Annotated in this window: 20 protein-coding genes; 9 read left to right on the forward strand and 11 right to left on the reverse strand. The window is 61.5% G+C overall.

Annotation, left to right across the window (positions count from 1 at the left end; genetic code table 11):
• Nucleotides 1–29: 29 nt before the first annotated feature.
• The 7 genes from AU381_RS18350 (at nt 30) to dhaK (ending at nt 6,214) form a co-directional block, all read left to right on the forward strand.
• Complete coding sequence (locus AU381_RS18350; protein ID WP_064243447.1) at nt 30–1,664, forward strand: dihydroxyacetone kinase subunit DhaK; 1,635 nt, start codon at nt 30–32, stop codon at nt 1,662–1,664.
• A gap of 62 nt (nt 1,665–1,726) precedes the next feature.
• On the forward strand, nt 1,727–2,347 hold the full coding sequence (dhaL, locus tag AU381_RS18355) for a dihydroxyacetone kinase subunit DhaL (RefSeq protein WP_064243188.1): 621 nt from the start codon (nt 1,727–1,729) through the stop codon (nt 2,345–2,347).
• Nucleotides 2,344–2,742: a dihydroxyacetone kinase phosphoryl donor subunit DhaM gene (gene dhaM, locus AU381_RS18360; protein ID WP_064243448.1), complete on the forward strand. Its 399-nt coding sequence runs from the start codon at nt 2,344–2,346 to the stop codon at nt 2,740–2,742. Before dhaL ends, dhaM begins: the two co-directional genes overlap by 4 nt.
• Nucleotides 2,742–3,086, forward strand: coding sequence for an HPr family phosphocarrier protein (locus tag AU381_RS18365; protein ID WP_064243189.1), 345 nt, complete (start codon nt 2,742–2,744; stop codon nt 3,084–3,086). The genes dhaM and AU381_RS18365 overlap by 1 nt, the downstream gene beginning before the upstream one ends.
• Nucleotides 3,070–4,671 (forward strand): putative PEP-binding protein, encoded by a 1,602-nt coding sequence (locus AU381_RS18370; RefSeq protein WP_064243190.1) that lies wholly within the window; start codon nt 3,070–3,072, stop codon nt 4,669–4,671. Before AU381_RS18365 ends, AU381_RS18370 begins: the two co-directional genes overlap by 17 nt.
• A complete protein-coding gene (locus AU381_RS18375) occupies nt 4,672–5,082 on the forward strand; it encodes a hypothetical protein (RefSeq protein ID WP_064243191.1) in 411 nt (136 codons plus the stop codon).
• 142 nt (nt 5,083–5,224) lie between these two features.
• Nucleotides 5,225–6,214 (forward strand): dihydroxyacetone kinase subunit DhaK, encoded by a 990-nt coding sequence (dhaK, locus tag AU381_RS18380; protein WP_064243192.1) that lies wholly within the window; start codon nt 5,225–5,227, stop codon nt 6,212–6,214.
• 869 nt (nt 6,215–7,083) lie between these two features.
• On the opposite strand, the gene AU381_RS18385 is transcribed toward dhaK, so the two are convergent.
• From AU381_RS18385 to AU381_RS29830, 4 genes are all read right to left on the reverse strand, one after another.
• Nucleotides 7,084–8,346, reverse strand: a complete 1,263-nt coding sequence (locus AU381_RS18385; RefSeq protein WP_064243193.1) for an adenylate/guanylate cyclase domain-containing protein — start codon at nt 8,344–8,346, stop codon at nt 7,084–7,086.
• A complete protein-coding gene (locus tag AU381_RS18390) occupies nt 8,343–8,732 on the reverse strand; it encodes a response regulator (protein ID WP_064243194.1) in 390 nt (129 codons plus the stop codon). Before AU381_RS18390 ends, AU381_RS18385 begins: the two co-directional genes overlap by 4 nt.
• Entirely contained in the window at nt 8,729–11,803 is a 3,075-nt protein-coding gene (locus tag AU381_RS18395; protein ID WP_064243195.1) for a GAF domain-containing protein, read from the reverse strand. Before AU381_RS18395 ends, AU381_RS18390 begins: the two co-directional genes overlap by 4 nt.
• Before the next feature lie 478 nt (nt 11,804–12,281).
• Nucleotides 12,282–12,539, reverse strand: a complete 258-nt coding sequence (locus tag AU381_RS29830; RefSeq protein ID WP_156528634.1) for a DUF1127 domain-containing protein — start codon at nt 12,537–12,539, stop codon at nt 12,282–12,284.
• A gap of 168 nt (nt 12,540–12,707) precedes the next feature.
• Between AU381_RS29830 and AU381_RS18405 the strand changes: the two genes are divergently transcribed.
• Nucleotides 12,708–14,138: a LuxR C-terminal-related transcriptional regulator gene (locus tag AU381_RS18405; RefSeq protein WP_064243197.1), complete on the forward strand. Its 1,431-nt coding sequence runs from the start codon at nt 12,708–12,710 to the stop codon at nt 14,136–14,138.
• A 96-nt stretch (nt 14,139–14,234) separates the two neighbouring features.
• On the opposite strand, the gene AU381_RS18410 is transcribed toward AU381_RS18405, so the two are convergent.
• From AU381_RS18410 to AU381_RS18435, 6 genes are all read right to left on the reverse strand, one after another.
• Nucleotides 14,235–15,089, reverse strand: a complete 855-nt coding sequence (locus AU381_RS18410; protein ID WP_064243198.1) for a D-amino-acid transaminase — start codon at nt 15,087–15,089, stop codon at nt 14,235–14,237.
• A gap of 4 nt (nt 15,090–15,093) precedes the next feature.
• A complete protein-coding gene (gene dgcA / locus AU381_RS18415; protein WP_064243449.1) occupies nt 15,094–16,110 on the reverse strand; it encodes an N-acetyl-D-Glu racemase DgcA in 1,017 nt (338 codons plus the stop codon).
• Nucleotides 16,111–16,122: 12 nt separating this feature from the next.
• Nucleotides 16,123–16,881 (reverse strand): amino acid ABC transporter ATP-binding protein, encoded by a 759-nt coding sequence (locus AU381_RS18420; protein WP_064243199.1) that lies wholly within the window; start codon nt 16,879–16,881, stop codon nt 16,123–16,125.
• Nucleotides 16,882–16,892: 11 nt separating this feature from the next.
• Entirely contained in the window at nt 16,893–17,777 is an 885-nt protein-coding gene (locus AU381_RS18425) for an amino acid ABC transporter permease (RefSeq protein ID WP_064243200.1), read from the reverse strand.
• Complete coding sequence (locus tag AU381_RS18430; protein ID WP_064243201.1) at nt 17,777–18,541, reverse strand: amino acid ABC transporter permease; 765 nt, start codon at nt 18,539–18,541, stop codon at nt 17,777–17,779. Before AU381_RS18430 ends, AU381_RS18425 begins: the two co-directional genes overlap by 1 nt.
• Nucleotides 18,542–18,618: 77 nt before the next feature.
• A complete protein-coding gene (locus AU381_RS18435) occupies nt 18,619–19,464 on the reverse strand; it encodes a transporter substrate-binding domain-containing protein (RefSeq protein ID WP_064243202.1) in 846 nt (281 codons plus the stop codon).
• 138 nt (nt 19,465–19,602) lie between these two features.
• On the opposite strand from AU381_RS18435, the gene AU381_RS18440 reads away from it, so the two are divergent.
• Nucleotides 19,603–20,505 (forward strand): LysR substrate-binding domain-containing protein, encoded by a 903-nt coding sequence (locus AU381_RS18440; protein WP_082910175.1) that lies wholly within the window; start codon nt 19,603–19,605, stop codon nt 20,503–20,505.
• 598 nt (nt 20,506–21,103) lie between these two features.
• On the opposite strand, the gene AU381_RS29835 is transcribed toward AU381_RS18440, so the two are convergent.
• On the reverse strand, nt 21,104–21,271 hold the full coding sequence (locus AU381_RS29835; protein ID WP_156528635.1) for a hypothetical protein: 168 nt from the start codon (nt 21,269–21,271) through the stop codon (nt 21,104–21,106).
• Between the last annotated feature and the right edge of the window lie 223 nt (nt 21,272–21,494).

Below are 21,494 nucleotides of genomic sequence, written 5' to 3' on the forward strand. Positions count from 1 at the left end.
CCAATCGACAAGGTAATTGGATGAACACGATGAAGCACTTTTTCAACCGCAGGGAAAACATCGTCACCGAAGCGCTGGATGGCTTGCTGCAAACGGCGCCGGCCGGAAACCTCGCGCGCCTCGACACCTATCCCGACATCAAGGTGGTCCTGCGCGGCGACTGGGACAAGGCGAAGGTCGCGGTCATTTCGGGCGGCGGCGCTGGCCATGAGCCTTCGCATGCGGGCTTTGTCGGAAAAGGCATGTTGACTGCGGCGGTTTCCGGCGAGATCTTCGCCTCGCCGAGCGTCGATGCGGTGCTGACTGCGATCCGCGCGGTGACCGGGCCAAAGGGCTGCCTGCTGATTGTCAAGAACTACACGGGCGATCGCCTCAACTTCGGGCTCGCGGCAGAGAAGGCGCGCGTCGAAGGCTTTCGCGTCGAGATGGTGATCGTTGCCGATGACATCGCGCTCCCGGACATCGCCCAACCGCGCGGTGTCGCCGGAACGCTGTTCGTCCACAAGATTGCCGGACACCTAGCCGAGCAGGATGCAGATCTCGAGACCGTTGCCGCCGCCGCTCACTCGGCCACACGCGACATCGTTTCGCTCGGTGTGTCGCTCTCCTCCTGCTCCATTCCCGGCCAGGCCCATGCGGAGCGGCTCGAGGCGGACGAGGGGGAACTGGGGCTCGGCATTCACGGCGAACCCGGTGCCGAACGGATTGCCCTGCAGGAGGCACGCAGCATTGTTGCCACCATGTCCGAGCGGCTTTCCCGAGCTTTGCCGGGAGACGGCCACTATGCGCTTCTCATCAATAATCTCGGTGCCGTGCCGCCGATCGAGATGGGACTGATCGCCCACACTGTCCTTTCCTCCTTACTCGCCAAGCGTGTGACGCTGACGATAGGCCCGGCGCCGATGATGACGGCGCTGAACATGAACGGTTTTTCGCTCTCCCTGATCCGGCTTGATGATGAGCGTAAGGCAGCATTGACATCGCCGGTCGGTTCGCATGCCTGGATACCCGCCGTCGAGCGACATGGTGTCACCGTTCTGCCGGCGATTGCCGTGCCCGCCAGTGAGTCCGTGGCGGCCAGCCATGATCCGGCCGCCGATCGGCTGATCGCGGCGATCTGCGATCATCTGCTCTCGCTCGAGGCGGAGCTCAACCACCTCGACGGCCGGGCCGGTGATGGCGATACCGGCTCTACCGTGGCGACCGGTTCACGCAGCGTTCTGGCGCAGATCGAAAGGCTGCCGCTGAAGAATATCGCCGCGACGCTCTCGTCGATCGGCAGCATTCTCAGCACAAGCATGGGCGGCTCAAGCGGCGTGCTTCTGTCGATCTTCTTCACCGGTGCCGCCAAGGCCTATTCGGACACGAAAGACATGGCGGGCGCGCTCTTGGCGGGACTCGAACGGATGACCTTCTACGGCGGGGCGGGCGTCGGTGATCGCACGATGGTGGATGCTCTGGACCCGGCGCTGCGCGCCCTCAAGGCCGGCGGTCTTGCCGCGGCGGCTTCCGCAGCGCGGGCCGGCGCCGACGCGACACGGACAATGAAGAAGGCGAATGCGGGGCGAGCCTCCTATGTGGGAGAGCGGGACCTCGACGGCGTGCCGGATCCGGGAGCGATGGCGGTGGCCGCCGTCTTCGAAGTCGCAGCAGGGCTTCGTTAGGCAAATGCTCTGACGGTAGCCACCGATCGCGAGTATGATCGAGCGAGGGTTGGTAAAAGGTGTTGACCGTGCTGGCAAATGCAGCGCTCATCGGCGGGTTGATCGAAGCCTGTCGCGAGGTGATTGCCGCCAATGCCGATCATCTGTCGGAACTCGACAGGGCGATCGGCGACGGAGACCACGGCACCAACATGCGTCGCGGCTTGGAGGCGGTCTATGCCGACCGAAGCCGGCTCGTGCAGCTTCCCTTGCCGAAGGCACTGGAGGAGACGGGCCTCACGCTCGTCATGAGCGTCGGCGGCGCGGCCGGTCCGCTCTATGGGACGCTGCTGATCGAGATCGGCCGTCGGTTGGTCGGTGCGAACGGAGAGATCGACCTTGCACGCGCGCTTGAGCATGCCATCGATGCCGTCGCCCGTCGTGGGCGGGCAGGCCCCGGCGACAAGACGCTGCTCGACGTGCTTTACCCGGTGCATGCCGAAGTGGTAAGGCGCGCGGGATTGGCCGGCATCTCCCAGCAAGCGGAACGGGCGGCAAGCCTGACTTTCGGCATGAGGGCGATGCGCGGGCGCGCCGCCTTTCTCGGCGACCGGTCGGTCGGACATGTCGATCCGGGCGCGAAGAGTTGTGCGCTGCTGACGGCGGCGATCTGTCGTTTCTTGGAGGAGCAATGTCCGGCATGAACCCGAAATCCGCAAATGTCGGCATCGTCATTGTCTCGCATTCTCCGCTCGTCGCCGAGGGGGCTGCCGACATGGTGCGCCAGATGGTCGGCGATTGCGTGCCGCTCGCCTGGTCGGGCGGCAATGCGGAAGGTGGGCTCGGCACGCATGCGGCCGGCATATTGGCCGCGATCGAACGAGCCTGGTCGGATGCGGGGGTCGCCGTCTTCGTCGATCTGGGCGGGGCGGAGACCAACAGCGAGATGGCGATAGAGATGCTCGGAGAGCCGCGCTCCGGCAGGGTGATCATCTGCGACGCGCCACTCGTCGAGGGGGCGGTGATGGCTGCCGCCGAAGCATCGGGCGGAGCGGCTCTCGCCCGCGTCGTGGCGACCGCGGAGGAACTGTCGCCGTGATGGACAACAGGCCGCGACGGGAAGGGCCGGAGGCAGTCGACGTGCACGGTTACTGCCAGGCGGAGATCGAGGTGACGCACGGCTTCGGGCTGCATGCTCGTCCCTCGGTCATCTTCACGCGGCTCGCGAAGTCGTTTCCCTGCACGATCGAGATCGAGGTGAACGACAGCCACGTTTGGCTGAACGGCAAGAGCATCGTCAAGATCATGGGAGCCAGGATACGAAGGGGCTCGATCCTGAAAATCCGAGCCCGAGGCTTGCGCGCCGCAGAAGCGATCCATGCCCTCAAGGCGCTCGTCGAGCGCGACTTCGATGAAGAAAAGAAGCATGGCCGAAACGCTTGAAATCACCGGGGTCTCCGCCTCTCCGGGCGTCGCGGTCGGACCCGTCCACCTCGCCGCCGATGTAACGGCGGAGGCGCTTGCGCTCGGCGACACCATGGCCTCGGAAGGCGACAAGCTGCGGCAGGCCGTCGCCACCGCCCTCGCGGAGCTAGAGGCTCTCGCGGACCGGTCGGACGAGGAAAGTGCCGGCATTCTCGATTTCCAGATCGAGATGCTGCTCGATCCGGCTCTCGTCGAAATGGCCGAGGAGAGGATCGTCGCCGGCGATGGCGCCGCACTCGCCTGGTTCGGGGCGCTCAACGACTATATCGCCGATATCGAGCAGGCACCCGATGAGCAGCTCCGCGCCCGCGCGATCGACATCGTCGATATCCGCAATCGCGTTCTTAGCGCGTTGACGGGCCGCCCTCTGGAGGACTTTGCGCCGGGTTCGGTTTTTGTCGGCAAGGACCTTGAGCCCAGCCTCCTCCTTCAGCATGACTGGACCGCCGGCGGCGCCATCATCCTCTTCGAAGGCAGTGTTTCCAGCCACGTGGCCATGCTCGCCCGCAGCCGTTCAGTCCCCATGGTCGTAGCAACCGGGCGGTTCAAAGTCGCCGATGGTGTGCGCGTGCTTGTCGATGCGAATGACGGCCGCGTGGTTGTCGCGCCTGAAGATCAGCAGATTAACAAGGCGCGGTCGAGAACAACCGAGGCAAGGCCAACTGTTCCGTCTCGAGCGGGCGGCGTGATCGAGACCGCCGACGGGGTTGCGATCCGCCTGTCGGCGATCGTCAATGATCCGATTGAGCTCAAATCCATTGATCCCTCGTCCGTCGCTGGCATCGGCCTGATGCGGACAGAGTTTTTGGGCAATGTCTTCAATCAGGAAACACATTACGACGTCTATAGGCAGGCGCTGGACTGGGCGGGCGATGCGCCGGTGATTGTGCGCATGTTGGATCTCGGCGGCGACAAGATGGAGTTGGGCGTCGGGGCCAAGGAGAGCGAAGCGTTCCTGGGACGACGAGGCATCCGGCTGCTTCTGGCGCTTCCGGAAATAGCCCGTCTGCAGGCGCGCGCTTTGTTGCGGGCAGCGGCGCACGGCAATCTCGGCGTCCTCCTGCCAATGATTACGGTGCCGGAAGAACTCGATGCGATGCGGGCGATCTTCGAAGAGGAAGCGGCCGCGCTTGGCAGGAGGGGGGTGCAAACGCGCATGCCGGAGATTGGCATGATGGTGGAGGTGCCGGCGGCGGCGCTGATGCTCGATCGTTTTTTGCGGTCGGACTTCTTCTCCTTCGGGACAAACGACCTGGCGCAATATCTTGCGGCGGCCGCAAGGGACGACCAAAGCGTCGCCGCACTTTACAACGCCGCCACGCCGGCGGTCTTAAGGGTAATCGCGCAGGGCGTGGCGCTTGCCGAGGCGATGAAAAAATCGATCGGGATCTGCGGCGAGATGGCCTCCGACCCCCAGCATATACCGGCGCTCATGGCAGCGGGCCTTCGCCACTTCTCGATGGCGCCCAATCGCTTGGCGGACATAAGATCCACAATCGCCGGCATGTACTCGGACGGCCGGGCCGCGGCGGAGATGAAGTGAATGTCGCGCGAGACAGTTGAAGATCCCATCATCGCCTACAAGACGATCCTGGCGCAGATCATCGACAATCGGCCGTCGGGAACCCGTCAGCGGCTCGCCGCAGCACTCGGCAAACATCGCAGCTTTGTGACGCAGGTGACAAGCCCAGCCTACTCCACCCCGCTGCCGGCGCGTCATCTCGCGACGATCTTCCGTGTCTGCCACTTCAGCCCGGGCGAGCAGGAGCGCTTCCTTCAGGCCTATCAGTCCGCACACCCCGGTAAGCTGCCGGATTTCGGAAGCACGGAGAAGCTGCGCCAGCTCTCGCTGATCGTTCCCGATCTTGGCGACGAAAAGAAGAACCGCCTGTTCGACGAAGCGATCGAGGAACTCGTCCGGAGCATGGCGAAACTGGTTGGAACGATGGATTAGCGGGTTGCGATGTGTTTCAGTACGTCGCTGCCCCGACAAGACCCTCTAGTTTCGAGTCTGATCGAGGGCACCGGTGTCGAGGTTGAAGCGTTGCGGCTATTTTGCGCAGGGCAGGAGAGCACGGCGTCGTGGGAGGCGCACGATGAAGAAATTCATGAACCGAGCCGAGACGCTGGTGGCTGAAAGTCTCGCCGGCTTCGTCGCAGCCCACGAACGGCTCGTGGCTTTCGGCGCCGACAGGAAGTTCATTCGCCGACGCAGTCTTCGTCCGGGCAAGGTCGCGCTCATTTCGGGCGGCGGCGCCGGGCACGAGCCGATGCATGTCGGTTTTGTCGGGAAAGGTATGCTGGACGCCGCCTGCACCGGACATGTCTTCACCTCTCCGACACCGGACCAGATCATTGCCGCGATCCGGGAAACCGACGGCGGCGAGGGCTGTCTGCTCATCGTCAAGAATTATGACGGCGACGTCATGAATTTCGAAATGGCCGCCGAGCTCGCGGGGGCCGAGCACCGGATCGCCACCGTGATCGTGCGCGACGACGTCAACCCCGGCGGGTCGAAGCGCAGCCAAGGCAGGAGAGGCGTTGCGGGAACGCTCGTGGTCGAGAAGTTGCTCGGAGCAGCGGCGGAGGCCGGCTGGAGGCTCGATGAACTGAGCGCGCTTGGCGAGGACCTGAACGGCCGCATCCGCACCGTGGGCGTGTCGCTCCGCGGTGTCACCGTACCCGACACGGAGCGGGAGACCTTCGTGCTCCACGAAAATGAAATGGAGATGGGCGTCGGAATTCACGGAGAGCCCGGCCGCGCACGGGTCAAATTCGCGACCGCCGACGAAATCGTGGAAACGATGCTCGAGGCGATCTTGAGCGATCTGGCGCCGGACCAGAGCGACAAGCTGCTCCTCTTCATCAACGGCTTCGGTGGCACGCCGGTATCGGAGCTCTATCTCGCTTACAATTGCGCCCGAGCGCGGCTTGCGCGCTTGGGCGTCACGGTTGCCCGGTCGCTGGTCGGAACCTACGTCACCTCCCTGGACATGGCGGGCCTCTCGGTCACCGTTGCGCGCCTCGAGGAACGAGAGCTTTCCTTGTGGGACGCGCCGGCCGACACCGCGGCGCTGCGCTGGTGAGTCTGATCTGATATTTCACGCGGTGGTCCGACGGAATTTTAGGTCTTCGTGTTTTACGTCTGCAGCATTAGAGCGGGATGCGCTCACATACGTTCGCGTCGCCGCTCTAAACCTTTGTTTTTGCCGCATTTGTGCGACGTCAGGTGATTCCACCTGACTGCAAAATGCTCTAGTTGTTCTCCGGAACACGCATCGGCAGCCAAGGGTCGGACGCGATACCTGGCTCTGTTTTTCATCCCAGCGGTCCTGGTCCGCAATGCCCTTTCATATCTTGGACAGGAACCACTCAACGCCCATGCCTCTAAGGCGCCAACAAACAGAACGGCGACGCGCAGGCGATGCACGCACTTAGCGGTGAGGACGGGCTGCCCTACGCCTTTCCAATAACGGGGAGTTACGGTTCGATTCCGTTCAAGGCGAGGGATGGGAGTCGACATCCCGGACTGGTCGGCATGTTGCCGGCTTCCGATCGTCTCAGTCGGGTGTGGAGCGGAAGTCCGCCGCGTGGATGCGGGAGCGCAGCTTCGCGCGCCAAGTGCGGACATTAGTCTAGCAATACGTGTATCCAGGTTCCGGGGCCGGCGATGGCGTGCCGCTTGGAAGCATCGACCCAACCGCGTCCGTCCCGTATAGGGAAAGGATATCGGACGCGCTCGAACGGCGTCGTTCGAAGCGTGGTCCCGGTCTATCCTTTCGCTCGGGTCTTTTCAGCGCCAGCACGTTCGTAGAGGGAGGTTTTTCTGATCCAGCAGCCGATGCTCGACTGTTCATTCGATGGAGGGACCGCTGCGGTCGGCGTTACGCCTAGGTCTTGGAGCAGGAGATCTGGCGCTTCAGGCCGGTCCTGGTCGGATCCAAGGGCTACGCGGTCAGTGGTAATTCTTGAGGTTGATGGTCGTGCTGAATTCGCCGTTCATCAGTCGCTTCAGGTGAAAGCCAGCGAGCGGGTCCTCGGGGTTACGACCAACCAGCGCAGCGAATGAAGCTACGGCATGAGGATCGCCGGTCTGCAGTTCTTCGAAAGCAGCCATGTACGCCTGCGTTGCGCCGCTGGCATAGCTTTCGCCCTCAAGCGGCTCGAAAGCGCGGATCGGCTCCGTCCTGCCTCTGAGCAGGAGGTCGCCAACAGGACGACCGCAGAACCCCTGCATGTTCGCTGCGAGGCTGCCACTCACGCAAATGCGTGTGCCAAGCGACTTGTTGGCCGCTTCCAAGCGCGCGGCAACGTTGATGGTGTCGCCGTAGGCGCTGTAGTCGAAGAACTTTCCTCCGCCGAAGTTGCCGACCACGGCCGTGCCGGCATGCGCACCAATCCGGGTATGGCCAAGGGCTATTCCCTTTCTACACCAGTGTTCACGGAAAGACAGTGCGAAGGCGTCAAGTGCGAATGAGCAGGCGATCGCGCGACTGGCATGGTCCGGCTGATCGACCGGTGCGCCGAAAAGTACGTGGAGTGCGTCGCCAATGATCTTGGCGACAGTACCATCATGTGCGAACACGATGTCGGTCATGCCGACGATGTAATCATTGAGGAGCTGCCCGAGCACGTTCGGCTCGATCGTTTCCACCAGTGTGGTGAACCCCGTCAGATCGGTAAAGAGCGACGCAACATCCCGGCGTTTCCCGCCAAGATCAAGAGCGTCGTCGGCGCTGTTGGCTAGGCGTTCGGCGAGATTTGGCGAAAAGTAGCGGGAAAGTGACGCCCGCGCCTGCTCGGCCGCCGACTGCCTGCGCTGCGCTTCGCGCAACGCCTCCATGTGGTGGATCGTCTTGACGATCGTAGCCTCCAGGTCGGGAAAATCGATCGGCTTCGTTACGAAATCATATGCGCCGCGGTTCATCGCGGTCCGGATGTTGGCCATATCGCTGTAGGCGGAGACGATAATCGTGGACAGATCCTCGTCCCTCTGCTGAAGCTTCGCCAGCAGCGACAGGCCATCCATACGCGGCATGTTGATGTCGCTCAGCACAATATCCACGTCGTTGTTGGCAGCAAGCACGGCCAAGGCGTCAACTCCGTCGCAGGCGAAGAGGAAACGCAGTGAGCCGTCGCGGATTTGCTGCCGGAATTTCTGGAGAAGAAGCATCTCCAGGTCCGGCTCGTCGTCCACAACGAGTATGCTTGTGCTCATGCGAGGCCCCCAACCCGACTGTCGATTTCTTCTCGCAACGCAATGAAGTCGATCGGCTTGGTCAGCAACGCTTCTGCGCCACTTTCCATGGCTCGTCGCTTCGTGTCCGGATCGCCATAGGCTGTGATCATGATCACCGGCACATCGGGCCGTATGCTCCTCGCCTTCGGTAGCAGTTCGAGCCCGCTCATCCCTGGCATGTTCACATCGGACAGGATGAGAATAAGCGTGACGTCGCCCGCATCGGCGATCCGCTCGAGTGCGGATGACGCTGATCGCGTGAACTCCATTACAAAGCGGCCAGCGCGCAGGTCACGGCGGAACTGCTGTTTGAAAAGCAATTCGACGTCGGGCTCGTCATCGACCACCAGGATGAGGAGGCTCATGATCTGCCCTCCGGTGTTGTCATCGCCGGGGTCATCCGCGGCAGTCGAATGCGAAACTCGGTGTATTGACCGGGTTCTGTGTCCACCTCGATGGAACCAGCATGCTGCTTGACAATGATGTCGTAGCTGAGCGACAGGCCGAGGCCCGTCCCCTCGCCAGCAGGTTTGGTTGTGAAGAAAGGATTGAACATCTTCTCCTTCACCTCCGGCGGGATTCCCACACCATTGTCACGGATGATGATCTCAACGCTGTCTCCCAGATCTCTGGTCACCGCCGCGAGCGTCGGCTCATAACTGCCACCCAGCTCGGATGCCGCGCGTTTGCTCGTCGCATAGAAACCGTTTGAGATAAGGTTGAGAAGCACGCGTGTGATCTCCTGCGGGTATAGGTCGACCTCACCGGCCACTGGATCGAGTGATTTCTGCAGCGTGATCGTGAACCCCTGCATCTCGGCACGAGCCCCATGATAGGCGAGATTGAGGCTCTCCTCGACGAGGCCGTTGATATTGGTCGGGCGGCGCTCTCCCGCCCCCTGACGCGAATGCATAAGCATGTTCTTGACGATTGAATCGGCGCGTTTGCCGTGCTGGACGATCTTCTCAAGATTGCCCTTTATCGTCTCGGCGAGTGTGTCGATCTCGGCGCGCGGCGCGCCGTCGGCTACCGCGCCGCCCACCGCCTGCTGAAGCTCTTCGATCAATTCGACCGACAGCGCCGAGAAATTGTTGACGAAGTTCAACGGGTTCTTGATCTCGTGCGCAATTCCGGCGGTCAGTTGTCCGAGCGAGGCGAGCTTCTCCGTCTGGATCAATCGGTCCTGCGTGGTCTTGAGTTCCTCGAGGGAGCGCGACAGCTCCTCGGTTCTCGTCTGCACTTCCTGGAAAAGACGCACATTTTCGATCGCGATCACCGCCTGGTCGGCGAAGGTCGATGCCAGCTCGATCTGCTTATCGGTGAAGGGCCGCACGGTCGAGCGGGCCAATGCGAGCACCCCGATCGGGTTTCCTTCGCGCAGGAGCGGCACGCCAAGTACGCTACGAAACCCGCCAAGTCTTTGCGCTTCCGGCATGCCGTACTCGGGATCATCGAGGACGTCGGCGACCTGAACCGGCCGGACCTCAAGCAGGGTTCGCCCGACTATGCTGCCGCGCCCCGGCTCCAGTGGGAGCGCTCGGAAATATCGGTCGAACTCCTGCGAGAAGCCGAAGCGGGCGACAGGATAGTGCGCGTCACCCATCGGCCGGGTCATCGTCGCCATGTCCGCCTCGCAAAGACGGGCAGCGGACGCTACGAGGGTATCCAGAACCGATTGCAGGTCGAATGCGGAGCGGCTGATGACTTTCAGTACGTCGGCCGTTGCGGTCTGCTGCTTCAGCGCCTCGGCCAGTTCGGCGGTCCGCGCCTTCACCTCGTCGAACAGCCGGACGTTCTCGATCGCAATGACCGCCTGGTCGGCAAAGGTCTGGAGAAGTCCAATCTGCTTTTCGGTGAACGGCTTGACTTCCGTCCGGCGGATGACGAGGCCGCCAATTGCCTCGTGTTGCCGTAGCAGGGGCGCTGCAAGGATGGTGCGATGTCCCATCCGAACGGCCATGCGCTGGCCGTCAGGGAACTCCTCGGCGTCGGCGCTCAGGTCGGGGACATGCACCGGCTTTCGGTCCAGGACCGCCCGCCCCGTTACCCAGTCCCGTGACACTGGCCAGGCAAAGAAATCCATTGGAATCGGCCCATGATGCGCTCTCGCATTGAGCGTGTCACCATCCTTCAGGAATATCACTGCATCATAAGCGTCGCAAAGTCGCACGGCCGATTCGACAAGCGTATCCAGCACAGCCTGCAGATCGAATGCTGACCGGCTGATGACCTTGAGGACATCCGCTGTCGCAGTTTGCTGCTGTAGGGATTCTTTCAGCTCAAGATTGCGTTGCTCCAGATCGGTGAACAGCCGGACGTTCTCGATCGCGATCACCGCCTGATCGGCGAAGGTTCGCAGGAGCTCGACCTGTCGCTCCGGAAAACATCCGACCTCGCGCCGGTCGACGCCGATTGCTCCGATGGGACGGCCGTTCAGCGTGAGCGGCACACCGATGGCACTGCGGTAGGACATGATCTTCGCCAACGAGAGGAGTTGATACTCGGGATCGGCAAACACGTCCGCGATCTGCTCTATGGCGCCGCTGAGAAAGGCACGCCCCGTCACATTGGCCCTGCTTGGTTTTCGGGGAAAGATGGCTCGGACCGCTTCGATACCTTCGCGAGAGACACCATGATAAGCGACCGGGTGCATGAGTTCCCCGTCGAAACGGAAGACAAAGCAGAATTCCGCCGCGCAAAGTCTTGCTGCGTTCTTCGCGATTGAGTCGAACACCGGCTGCACGTCGGTGGGCGAAGTCGAGATGACGCGCAGGATTTCGCTCGTTGCCGTCTGCTGTTCGAGCGCCTCGGTGAGCTCTCGGTTGTGGGCCTTAGCCTCGTTGAACAGCCGGACGTTCTCGATCGCGATCACCGCCTGATCGGCGAATGTTCGCAGCAGCTCGACCTGCCGCTCGGGAAAGAGGCCGATCGCGCGCCGCGTGACGGCGATCGCTCCGATCGGACGTTCCTTCCACAAGAGCGGCACGCCAATGGCGCTGCGGTAGGACACGATCTTCGCGAGCGGCAGCATCTTATAATCAGGGTCGGTAAAGACGTCGGGGATCTGTTCGACGACACCGCCGATAAATGCTCGGCCCGTGACATTGCCTCTGTTTGGTTGCTGCGGAAACTTGGCGCCTACGGCTTCGATGCCCTCGCGCGAAATGCCGTGATACGCGGCCGGATGCAGCAGCGCGCCGTCGAACCGAAATACGAAACAGAATTCTGCCGCGCAAAGCCTCGCTGCGCTCTCCGCTATCGCGTCGAACACCGGCTGGACGTCGTCGGGTGAGGTGGAGATCACACGCAGAATTTCGCTCGTCGACGTCTGTTGCTCGAGGGTCTCGTCAAGCTCCCGCTTCAGCAGCTCGACCTGTTGCCTGAGACTGACGCTCGATTCATCCGCCTCGCGCCCCTCCACTGCAGTATCCCCCATGCAATCAGCTTGCGTCGACCATTACCGTCCTCCACCACGGGATGCGCCCCACGTCTAATCCCATGGCCGGTATGCCTGCCAGAAAGGCTAGAATACTCCATCTGATCAGTTGTGACGAGGTGACCTCACAGCCATGCGCGTCTGAGTCAGGCAATTGCTGCCACAAGAATCCCTTTCGGGCGGGCGAACGAACGCCCGCAGAGTGTCGATCTTTCCCATTCCCATCGTCGCAAAGAGCGGCCAGCACCGGAAATCCCAGGGTTATCGACGAGCGGCAGCAACGGGTCGAACTTTCCGGTTCCCGTTAGTCGGGGCGGCAGACCTTTCCGGTTCCCATCCGTTGTGGATGAGTTGAAACCGGTCGCTCGACGAATTTCTTTTCCGGAGACCCCTCTCCAAAGTGAGCGAGCAAGAAAATCGAGCGGCTGCATTGGAAATTGCTTGAATGGCGGGCGATGTGAGCCTCGCAAGGCAGTCCCTAGCGGCGCCAGAATGGTTTGCTTATCTCTGCATCGACCTGTGCTTGGGACAGCCCAACGTCATTCAAGAGTTCCGGTGTGTGCTCAGCCATCCGCGCGAGTTGCGCGCGAAAACGCAGTCGCTCGTCCCATGCCATGAGAAGACGAATCGGATTTCGCCAGCCATCGATGCGACCGCCGTCCTGGCTCGGATTTTGACTCAAGTCTAAACCTACGTTCCTAGAGAACCCGGACATTCCGCTCAGAATGTTGCTCATCGTCGTTCCTGATGGTTTTTGCCCATTCGGGCGGTTGATGAATGCAGCAACTCTAGGCGCACCAAGCGAATGAACCATCGCGCATGTGCAGTGTTTCGTCTCCCGCATTTGTAGTATTTTGCCCAGGCTGCAGTTGTAACTGAACTATTCGGGTGGCAGGTATCAGGCATGAATCGCATCCCGACGTCTCAGTCCGCGCCTGAAGCGCTGTCGGACCGCGAACGCGCCGTGGCCGAACGGTTTGCCGCAGGTCTGACATATCGCGAGATCGGCGAAGCTCTCTTCATCGCTCCCTCGACAGTCCGCACGCACCTCGCGACGATCTACGGCAAGCTCGGCGTACGAAACAAAATCGAGCTTGCCTCCTGTATCTCCAATGTGGAAGGCAAGCCGATACGGCCCGCAAAGGAGCAAGCAACGCCGATACTTGCCGTATTTCCGATCGAAAGCCTCAACCCGGAGGAGCAATGGCATCGTTTTGCTGACGGTCTTTCATCAGATATCTGTGTCGATCTGGCCCGGTATGCGGACATTCCGGTCATCGCGTTTCACACGATGAAACTGCTTGGAAACAAGCCAGAACGCCATGACGATCACGTCCAGGCCGTTGGTGCCACCTACGCCATTACCGGCCAGTTGCGCGCGGATGATCGACGGGTCCGACTGACCATCCAGCTTTCGGATACGCGCTCTGGGCAGATGCTGTGGAGCGAGCGCTACGATCGCCCGATGGAGGACTTCCTGACGCTCCAGGACAGTCTGACCGAGAGCGTTATCAATGTCCTTGCAGGCTGCTTCGGCACGCTTGCGGCGCTCGGACGCAATGCAAGCCGCCGCAAGGCACCTTCCAGCCTGCAGGCCTACGACTACTATCTCTTAGGTGTCGAGCAGCACAACAGGTTCGGCCGTGAAGGAAACGAGGCGGCAGTGGACCTTCTTTCACGATCCCTCGAATTGGATCCCACTCGTGCCAGGGCTTGGACAGAGCTGGCCTACGCCTACTCCATCCAAGCCTGCAATGGCTTCAGCACCAACCCGGAAGAAGCAATCCAGAAATGGCGGTCTGCGGTCGAGCAGGCGTTGCTTCTCGATCCGACAGAGCCCTCCGGTTATACTTGCCTGGGCGACCTCAAGGCATGTCACGGCGATCTGGCGGGTGCGGCCGACGCCCATGCGCGTGCGTTCAAATATGGAAGGAACCACGCCGACACGCTGGCGCTGCTTGCCGGCAGCAAGGCGTTGGTGGTCGGAGACCCGGCCGAGGCTGTTCCGCTGATTGAAAGAGCGCTGTATCTCAATCCCCTGTCGCCGCCGTGGTACTTCGGCATGAGAGGCAGGGTTATGTTTGTGTCCGGACAATACGAGGACTGTATTTCAGCGCTCGAAAAAAGTTCTCAGGAATCGCCAAACACGCTGATGTTCCTGGCAATGGCGCATGCTTTCTCGGGTGAGTCGGAGAAAGCGGAACGCGCCGCGCTTCTGCTTCGAAAGGAGTTCCCGTCTTTTTCGGTCAAAGGCTTCATTGCTGGCTACCCTGTCACCAATCCGCCCGCATTGCGAGCCATTTGGGAGGGCTCCCGATTGGCCATGCTCGACTGAAGCGATTGGCACTCGGCTTGGCGACTTGTTTCATTAGATACCCTTGATAATCCAAAAGAGCCGGCGCGAAAGCCGGTCGGCGCACGATCGGCGTTGCTAGACCGCTGAAGCCCGGCTGCGCTCGAGATAGATCTGTCGAAGCCGGGCCGCGATCGGTCCCGGCCGCCCGGGGCCGACCTCACGGCCATTGATCCTGACGACCGGGCTGACCAGACCGGAGGCCGAGGTCGAGAAGGCCTCCGCCGCATTCTCGGCCTCCTCGACCGTGAAGGGCCGCTCCTCGATCCTCAGCTGAAGATCCTCTGCGCACTGCAGAACGGCCTCGCGCGTTATCCCGTGCAGGATGTCGGTCGACAGATCCCTGGTCACGACAGTTCCTTCCGGCGTGACGATATAGGCATTGTTCGACGAGCCTTCGGTTACGTAACCGTCCTTGACAAGCCAAGCATCGTCGGCGCCCCGCGACTTGGCCTCCATCTTGGCCATTGAGGGATAGAGGAGCTGTACGGTCTTGATGTCGCAGCGCCGCCAGCGCAGGTCCTCCACGGTCACGACATGCTGGCCGCGCTCCGCAAGCGGGCTATCGACAAGCGATTTCTTTTGCGTGAAGAGCACCACGGTATTTGGCGTCTCTTCGGCCGGAAAGAGGAAGTCGCGATCGGCCGAACCGCGCGTCACCTGCAGGTAGACCAGGCCCTCCTCGATATCGTTCTGCCGGATCAGCTCGCGGTGAATGTCAAGCAGATCCTCGTCCGTCAGAGCGAAGGCCATGCCCAGTTCGCCGAGCGACCGGCGCAGGCGACGCATATGGCCGGCGAAATCCACGAGTTTGCCGTCGAGCACGAGCGTCACCTCATAGACGCCGTCGGCAAACAAAAACCCGCGATCGAAGACAGAAATCCGGGCCTCGGTTTCAGGCAGATAGTCTCCATTGACATAGACTTGGCGCATAGGATCAACCCCAGAGAGATGAAGGTGGCGGCTCCATGAGCGAGCCTTCGTAGTGAATTGATGTGTTCCGGTCTTTCGCGAGCAGAAGCGGCCCGTCGAGATCGACATATCTGGCGTCCTGCGCAAGCAGGAAAGCAGGCGCCATGGCAAGCGACGTGCCGAGCGTGCAGCCGACCATGATGTCGAAGCCTGCCGTCAGGGCGTCCCGCTTGAGTTCAAGCGCCTCGGTGAGCCCGCCGGCCTTGTCGAGCTTGATGTTGACGACGTCATATTTGCCGTTCAGCTTCTCAAGGGAATGCCGGTCACGGCAGCCCTCGTCCGCGCAGACCGGGAGCGGGCGTTCGATTTGCGCCAGGCCGGCATCGGCATTGGCAGGCAAAGGCTGCTCCACCATGACGACCCCGAGCCGCACGAATTCCGGCGCGAGACTGAGATATCGTTCGAGCGTCCAGCTTCCATTGGCATCGGCGATCAATGTGGAGTGCCGAGCTCCCGCACGCACGGCCTCAATACGCGCCAAATCGGCGTCCGAGCCCAGTTGAACCTTTATCAGCGGGCGATGGGCATTCCTCGCCGCCGCTTTCCGCAGGACGTCCGGCGAGGCAAGGGATAGCGTGTAAGCGGTGTTCAATCGCAAAGGCGGTGCAAGCCCAGCCAATTGCCATGCCGAAACTCCCCATTTCTTCGCCTCAAGGTCCCAGAACGCGCAATCGAGCGCGTTGCGCGCCGCACCGGCCGGCAGACGCAGTTGCAGGGCACTTCGGTCAAGCCCGTTCCGCAAGTCCGGTTGGATCGCCTGGATGACGCTGATCACATCCTCGACGGTTTCGCCATCCCTCCCGCTGGGTCCGCATTCACCGCGGCCGCAAACATCGCCATTGCGAAGTTCGACGGTGACAACGCGGATTTCAGTTCGCGCTCCACGCGCCAGGGCGAAGGCACCAGCGACAGGGAAGCGGTTTTCAGTGACGTGGAGCGAAAGACCGACATCCGGGCTGCGCGGATTGGGTGTCTCGATCATCGCCTTCAAGCCTCAAAGGATTTGTCCGAGGAAAGCCTTCGTTCGCGGATCCTGCGCATTGTCGAAGAAGGTCGAGGGCGGGCCATGTTCCACGATCACGCCAAGATCGGTGAAGTAAATGTGGTCGGCCACCTCGCGCGCGAAGCCCATTTCATGGGTGACGAGGATGCAGGTCATGCCGTCGGCGGCAAGTTCCTTGATCGTGACGAGCACTTCCTTCACGGTCTCGGGATCGAGCGCCGCCGTCACCTCGTCGAACAGCATGACGTCCGGCTGCATGGCAAGCGATCGGGCGATCGCCACACGCTGCTGCTGGCCGCCGGACAATTCGCCGGGATAGGCGTTTTCCTTCCCCTCCAGCCGCACCTTCTTCAGAAGCGACCGGGCGCGTGCCTCCACCTCCTGCTTCGGTTGGCCCAGTACCTTGACGGGCGCCATCATCACGTTCTGCAGCGCCGTCTTGTGCGGAAAGAGGTTGTATTGCTGGAAGACCATGCCGACCTTGCGGCGCAGCGCCAGCTTGTCGAGCTTCGGGTCATGGACCTCCTGCCCCTCGACCGTGATCGAGCCATCCTGAATATCTGCGAGCGCGTTTATACAGCGGATGAGGGTCGACTTTCCCGATCCGGAGGGACCGATGATGCAGACGACGTCGCCTTTCATAATGTCGAGCGAGATGCCCTTCAGCACTTCAATACTGCCGTAGGACTTGCGCACATTCTTGATCGACACGATCGGCTGGCCGGCCTTCCAGGGAGAATTGTCGCTCATGGGCAGATCCTTCAGAGTTTTACCGCGAAGCGCTTTTCAAGCGACATCGTCAGGCGGGCGATGGGGTAGCAATAGGCAAAGAAGATGATGAGGGCGAAGCCGTAGAAGGGAACCAAGAGCGACGGATGATTGCCCTCCGCCTCCATGGCCTGGCGCGTGAGCGTGATGATTTCCGTTACGCCGAGCAGGGAGACCAGCGGTGTCGCCATGGTCATGATGGCGTACCAGTTCATCCACGGCGGGATCATTCGTTTGAAGCATTGCGGCAGGATGATCTGCCACAGCGTCTGGGTGCGGCTGAAGGCGAGCGATTCAGCCGCCTCCCACTGGCCGCTCGGAACCGAGCGGATGGCCCCGCGGACGATCTCGGCGATGTTCGCCATGACTGGCAGGCTGAGCCCGAACACCGCCTTCATCCAATCCGGAACCGGGATAATCGCACCGCCGATGCGGAGCTCGAAGGGCAATGTAAGCATGACGACGAAGAGCAGCACCAGCCAGGGCGAGTTGCGAAAAAGCTGGACAGTAAACCAGGAGAAGAGACGCACGACGCGGCTGTGTGACACGCGCCCGAGCCCGAGAAAGATGCCGGCGATGGTGCCGAACACCACCGTCAGGAAGCTGATGAGGATGTTGAGAACAAACCCTTTCGTCACCAGCAGGGGCGTCCATTTCAGAAGGGTCGAGAGTACGCGCTCAGTCGTAAAGGTCGACTGCGCCATCGCGTAGACCGGCCAAAGCGCGAGGACGGCAGTCAAGGCGGGAAGCGTCCAACCCGGCATCGAGGCGAGCCAGCGCGAGAAGCCCAGCACATCGGGCTCCGGCACTTTCAGCGGCAACAGAACCGGAAGATCGGACTGACGGTCGCGGAGCGGAAGCTTGAAAGTATCAGACATTATCGACCTCCGCCGAAACCGGGGATGTAGAGGGCGCGCTCCCAGCGGTTCATCGCAAAGGCGAGCGCCCCGACGAGCAGGATGTAGGTGGCGAACAGGACCGTCATCGCCGCATTCTGCGCCGACGCGTAATCATTCCAGATCGAAACCATCTGGTAGAGCAGTTCGGGCACGGCGATCGCGATCGCCTGGGTCGTCGTCTTGACCAGATTGACCAGATTGTTGTTGAGCGCCGGCAGACTGACGCGAAGAGCCAGCGGCAGAACGACATAGGCGTATGTCTGCAGCCTGTTCATGCCCAGCGCCTCGCAGGCTTCCTTCGTCGTCTGCGGAATGGCCTCGATGCCTGCCCGGAAGATTTCGACATTGAAGGCGCCGGCGAAGAAGGACAGCGAGACGATTGCCCACCCGATGTTGGAGATGACAGGCTCTTCGGTCCAGCCGTCTGCCCCGATGATTGCTGGCGTGAACTGGCCGAGGGCGAAATAGAAGAACAAGAGCTGGATCATCGGCGGCGTGTTGCGGAAGAGCTGGATATAGCCTTGCGTCAGCCAGCGCAGGAAGGGGGAGCGCGCTCCTTGCGCCCATGCGCCCACTATGCCGATGATGAGGCTGAGCGCGACGCAGGCGACCGAAAGCTCGATCGTCACGGCAAGGCCGCTCACGACGCGCGCCCATTGCGACGGCTCGTAGAAGAAGATGAAATTCCATTTCGGATGAGTCTGCGCGAGCTCCCTGAAGAAGCTCTGGATGGTCTCGATCATGGCACGTCGATCCGAGGGGCAGGAGGAAACCACCGGTCACCAGAGACGATGACCGGTGGCGACAGATTCGGCTGCGGCTACTTGGCCAGCCAGTCCTTGAAGCGTTCCTGCTGCGCCTTCAGGAAGGCACTTTCCTGGACGCCCCACTTCTTCTCGAGTTCACTCAGGTGGCCCGACTGGAGCCAGTTGAATTCCATGCCGGACATGAACCGGCCGAAGACGCATTCGCGCTCGGCAAGCGGCACCGCAAGCGCCCAGGGATTGTCGTTTTCCGTCTTGAGCGGCATTTCGTAATCGGCATATTCGCCCGAAGCGAGATCGGCGGCGATCGAGGAGTCGTCGAACACCCAGGCCATGCACTTCTTGTCGCGCAGTGCCTGCTTGGCGGCGGCATTGTTGTCGAAGGCGATCACCTTGGCACCGTGGTGCTCTTCAATCGCCTTGTTGTGGAAGGAGCCCTGCAAACCGCAAACAGGCTTGTCCTTCAGCTGGGACCATTCCTTGAGGCCGAGGGCCTTGGGCGCCATGATGTTGGTGCCGGAGGTGTAGTAGTTCGGCAGCACCACGCCCACGATGTCGCGACGGTCCTTGCGGTCGCTCATAGTCGCGATCATCAGATCGATCTTGCCCTGTTCGAGGAACTGCATGCGGTTGGAAGACTGAACGCCGACGAGTTCGAGTTCGACGCCGATCGTGTCGGCCACTTCCTTGGCCATGTCTGCTTCCATGCCGACCAGCTTGCCGTCGGCATCGATGAAGCCCCAAGGCTTCGCGTCGGTTTTGACACCAACGACGATCTTGCCGCGTTCCTTGATCTTGGCCCAGGTGTCGTTGGTGCAGGCCGCATAGGCCGGCGCAAGACTACCAAGCGCCGTGGAGCAGATCACAGCAGCGGTGGTCGAAAGATTTGCAATCGTTCTCATGCTTCGTTCACCCTCTTGTTCTTTTGGAAAGGCAGTTGCGGACGACGTTTCCCGTCCTTGGCGGGCAAGGTGGCAGGCAGGTCCCGTTGTGGCAAATGCCGTTTTCCGATAGGTTATGCAAAATTTGCATGAGGCCGCATGATGGAACTCAACTGGTTTGAAGACTTCATGGAACTGGCGGCGGTGCGGAATTTTTCGACCGCGGCGGCCGCCCGCCATGTCACCCAGCCGGCCTTCAGCCGCCGGATCCGGGCACTGGAGAACTGGATCGGCACGGAGCTGATCGACCGCAGTTCCTACCCGGTGAAGCTGACAGGCGCCGGCGAAACGTTTCTGGAATCGAGCCGCGAACTGATGCGCGAAATCTATCGTGTCCGCGACGAATGCCGACAGCAGGCGCGCGCCGGCATCGAGGCCGTGACCTTCAGCGCGCTCCACACGATCGCGCTCAGTATCTTTCCCGATCTGCTGACGGCAATGGAAGCGCGCACCGGTCCCTTCATTACCCGAATGCACGCGACGGACTTCTACGATTGCGTGGAATCGCTGGCACTTGGCCGCTGCGACATCGCCTTCTGCTACTCGCACGAGCTCGGTCCGCCTGTCCTGCAGACCGGCCAGTTCGCTTCGAAAGTCATCAGGATTGACCCGTTCTACCTGGTCAGCAAAGCGGACCAGCAAGGAAAGCCGGTCATCGATCCGGCCACTTGGCCCAGAGACAGGGATCTGCCTCTGGTCGCCTATTCGTCCGACTGCTTTCTCGGAAAGGTTCAGACCCAGCTTATGCTCGACATGCAGAAGACTGGGCTCAGTTTTCGGGTGACTTACGAAAACTCCATGTCCGAAGCCGTCAAACGTATGATTTTGGCGGGAAAGGGGGTGGGCTGGTTGCCGGAAAGCGCGGCGGATCGCGAAGTCGAGCGGAACGAACTCTGCCTCATCGACAGCAAGAGCGTAGCCCTCAGCGTCCTTGCTATCCGCAAACAGGGTGTCGGGTCGGCGGCTCTCGAACGGTTCTGGTCAAATCTCCGCGAACTGTGACAACCCAGAGGCGGCCTGATCACCAGGTCCCTAGTTCGGATCTCCTCAAGGTGAGGGATAGGAGCCTACATCCCGCTGGCGGCGTATCGCCGGCTTCCGGTCGTCTCAGTCGGGTGAAAGCAAGAAATTCATCGCTGACGCACGGAAGAGCCGGTTTGCCGGCTGAACGGACCTTCGGGATTTCTCGACAGCTTTATCAGAGCGACGGCCCGGGGGACCTTAAGCCCCAAAGAATTTGAGACGCGGGACGTCTCACCGGCCATCGCCGTCGCGGGGATTTCCGTAAGGTGGCGGGTAAGATTCCGCTTGCTGCCCAAATCAGCCAACAAGGAGGTCGCGGATTCGTATTATACCGGCTCGGGCGCTACGAGGAAGCGCAGGCAGCCTATGGCACTGCAGCGACCATAGACCCGCTTGCTGCGAGGCTCGAGTGGTATCGAGCGCTGCCCTGGTCTCCGCGCAATCAGGCCCCCGCAACCAACACGCCGACATCCAAAGGCGCCCGCAGGGCGCCTTTGGCGTTTCAAAGCGGCGCCGGCTCTAGTTCAGCGCACGAGGTAGGTCTCGATCGCGGCGGCTCCGGATTGGCGGCGACGAATCATTCGCTTGCGGCGTTCGTTCGGGCCTCACGCCTCACCGGGTTCTTGCAAAAATTGTAGATCCGGCCGCGATAGGCCTTGTCGTTGAGGATGACTTCGGCCGCAACTCCATCGATCTCGCGCAGACCGCGGATGCGGTTGCCGCTGGCGTCATACTCTCCCTTCAACCCGTAGCCCTAGGAAAGTCCGCCCGGCATTCTTGCCCTTGCACGCCGCGGTCCTCACGCCCTCGCGGGTCCGGTAGCCATCTGCTCGACCGGTAGCGCCTGGATGCCCGGCCGCAATGGGGCCGGCGGCGCTTACACGCTATGGCAGCTGCTGCACTCAGCATAGTCATGGTATGACCTTGAGAATGGCATAGCTGATTTCATAGGATGATCTTCTGGCCTT

The organism is Sinorhizobium glycinis, from assembly GCF_001651865.1.
Lineage (GTDB): Bacteria > Pseudomonadota > Alphaproteobacteria > Rhizobiales > Rhizobiaceae > Sinorhizobium > Sinorhizobium glycinis.

Excerpts from the sequence above, each read along its gene's own strand:
- AU381_RS18425 (WP_064243200.1), bottom strand. The coding sequence starts at position 17,777 with ATGTCTGATACTTTCAAGCTTCCGCTCCGCGACCGTCAGTCCGATCTT.
- AU381_RS18405 (WP_064243197.1), top strand. The coding sequence starts at position 12,708 with ATGAATCGCATCCCGACGTCTCAGTCCGCGCCTGAAGCGCTGTCGGAC.
- AU381_RS18350 (WP_064243447.1), top strand. The coding sequence starts at position 30 with ATGAAGCACTTTTTCAACCGCAGGGAAAACATCGTCACCGAAGCGCTG.
- AU381_RS18435 (WP_064243202.1), bottom strand. The coding sequence starts at position 19,464 with ATGAGAACGATTGCAAATCTTTCGACCACCGCTGCTGTGATCTGCTCC.
- dhaK (WP_064243192.1), top strand. The coding sequence starts at position 5,225 with ATGAAGAAATTCATGAACCGAGCCGAGACGCTGGTGGCTGAAAGTCTC.
- AU381_RS18410 (WP_064243198.1), bottom strand. The coding sequence starts at position 15,089 with ATGCGCCAAGTCTATGTCAATGGAGACTATCTGCCTGAAACCGAGGCC.
- AU381_RS18370 (WP_064243190.1), top strand. The coding sequence starts at position 3,070 with ATGGCCGAAACGCTTGAAATCACCGGGGTCTCCGCCTCTCCGGGCGTC.
- AU381_RS18375 (WP_064243191.1), top strand. The coding sequence starts at position 4,672 with ATGTCGCGCGAGACAGTTGAAGATCCCATCATCGCCTACAAGACGATC.
- AU381_RS18420 (WP_064243199.1), bottom strand. The coding sequence starts at position 16,881 with ATGAGCGACAATTCTCCCTGGAAGGCCGGCCAGCCGATCGTGTCGATC.
- AU381_RS18430 (WP_064243201.1), bottom strand. The coding sequence starts at position 18,541 with ATGATCGAGACCATCCAGAGCTTCTTCAGGGAGCTCGCGCAGACTCAT.
- dhaM (WP_064243448.1), top strand. The coding sequence starts at position 2,344 with ATGAACCCGAAATCCGCAAATGTCGGCATCGTCATTGTCTCGCATTCT.
- AU381_RS18395 (WP_064243195.1), bottom strand. The coding sequence starts at position 11,803 with ATGGGGGATACTGCAGTGGAGGGGCGCGAGGCGGATGAATCGAGCGTC.
- AU381_RS29830 (WP_156528634.1), bottom strand. The coding sequence starts at position 12,539 with ATGAGCAACATTCTGAGCGGAATGTCCGGGTTCTCTAGGAACGTAGGT.
- dgcA (WP_064243449.1), bottom strand. The coding sequence starts at position 16,110 with ATGATCGAGACACCCAATCCGCGCAGCCCGGATGTCGGTCTTTCGCTC.
- AU381_RS18440 (WP_082910175.1), top strand. The coding sequence starts at position 19,603 with ATGATGGAACTCAACTGGTTTGAAGACTTCATGGAACTGGCGGCGGTG.
- AU381_RS18385 (WP_064243193.1), bottom strand. The coding sequence starts at position 8,346 with ATGAGCACAAGCATACTCGTTGTGGACGACGAGCCGGACCTGGAGATG.
- AU381_RS18365 (WP_064243189.1), top strand. The coding sequence starts at position 2,742 with ATGGACAACAGGCCGCGACGGGAAGGGCCGGAGGCAGTCGACGTGCAC.
- AU381_RS18390 (WP_064243194.1), bottom strand. The coding sequence starts at position 8,732 with ATGAGCCTCCTCATCCTGGTGGTCGATGACGAGCCCGACGTCGAATTG.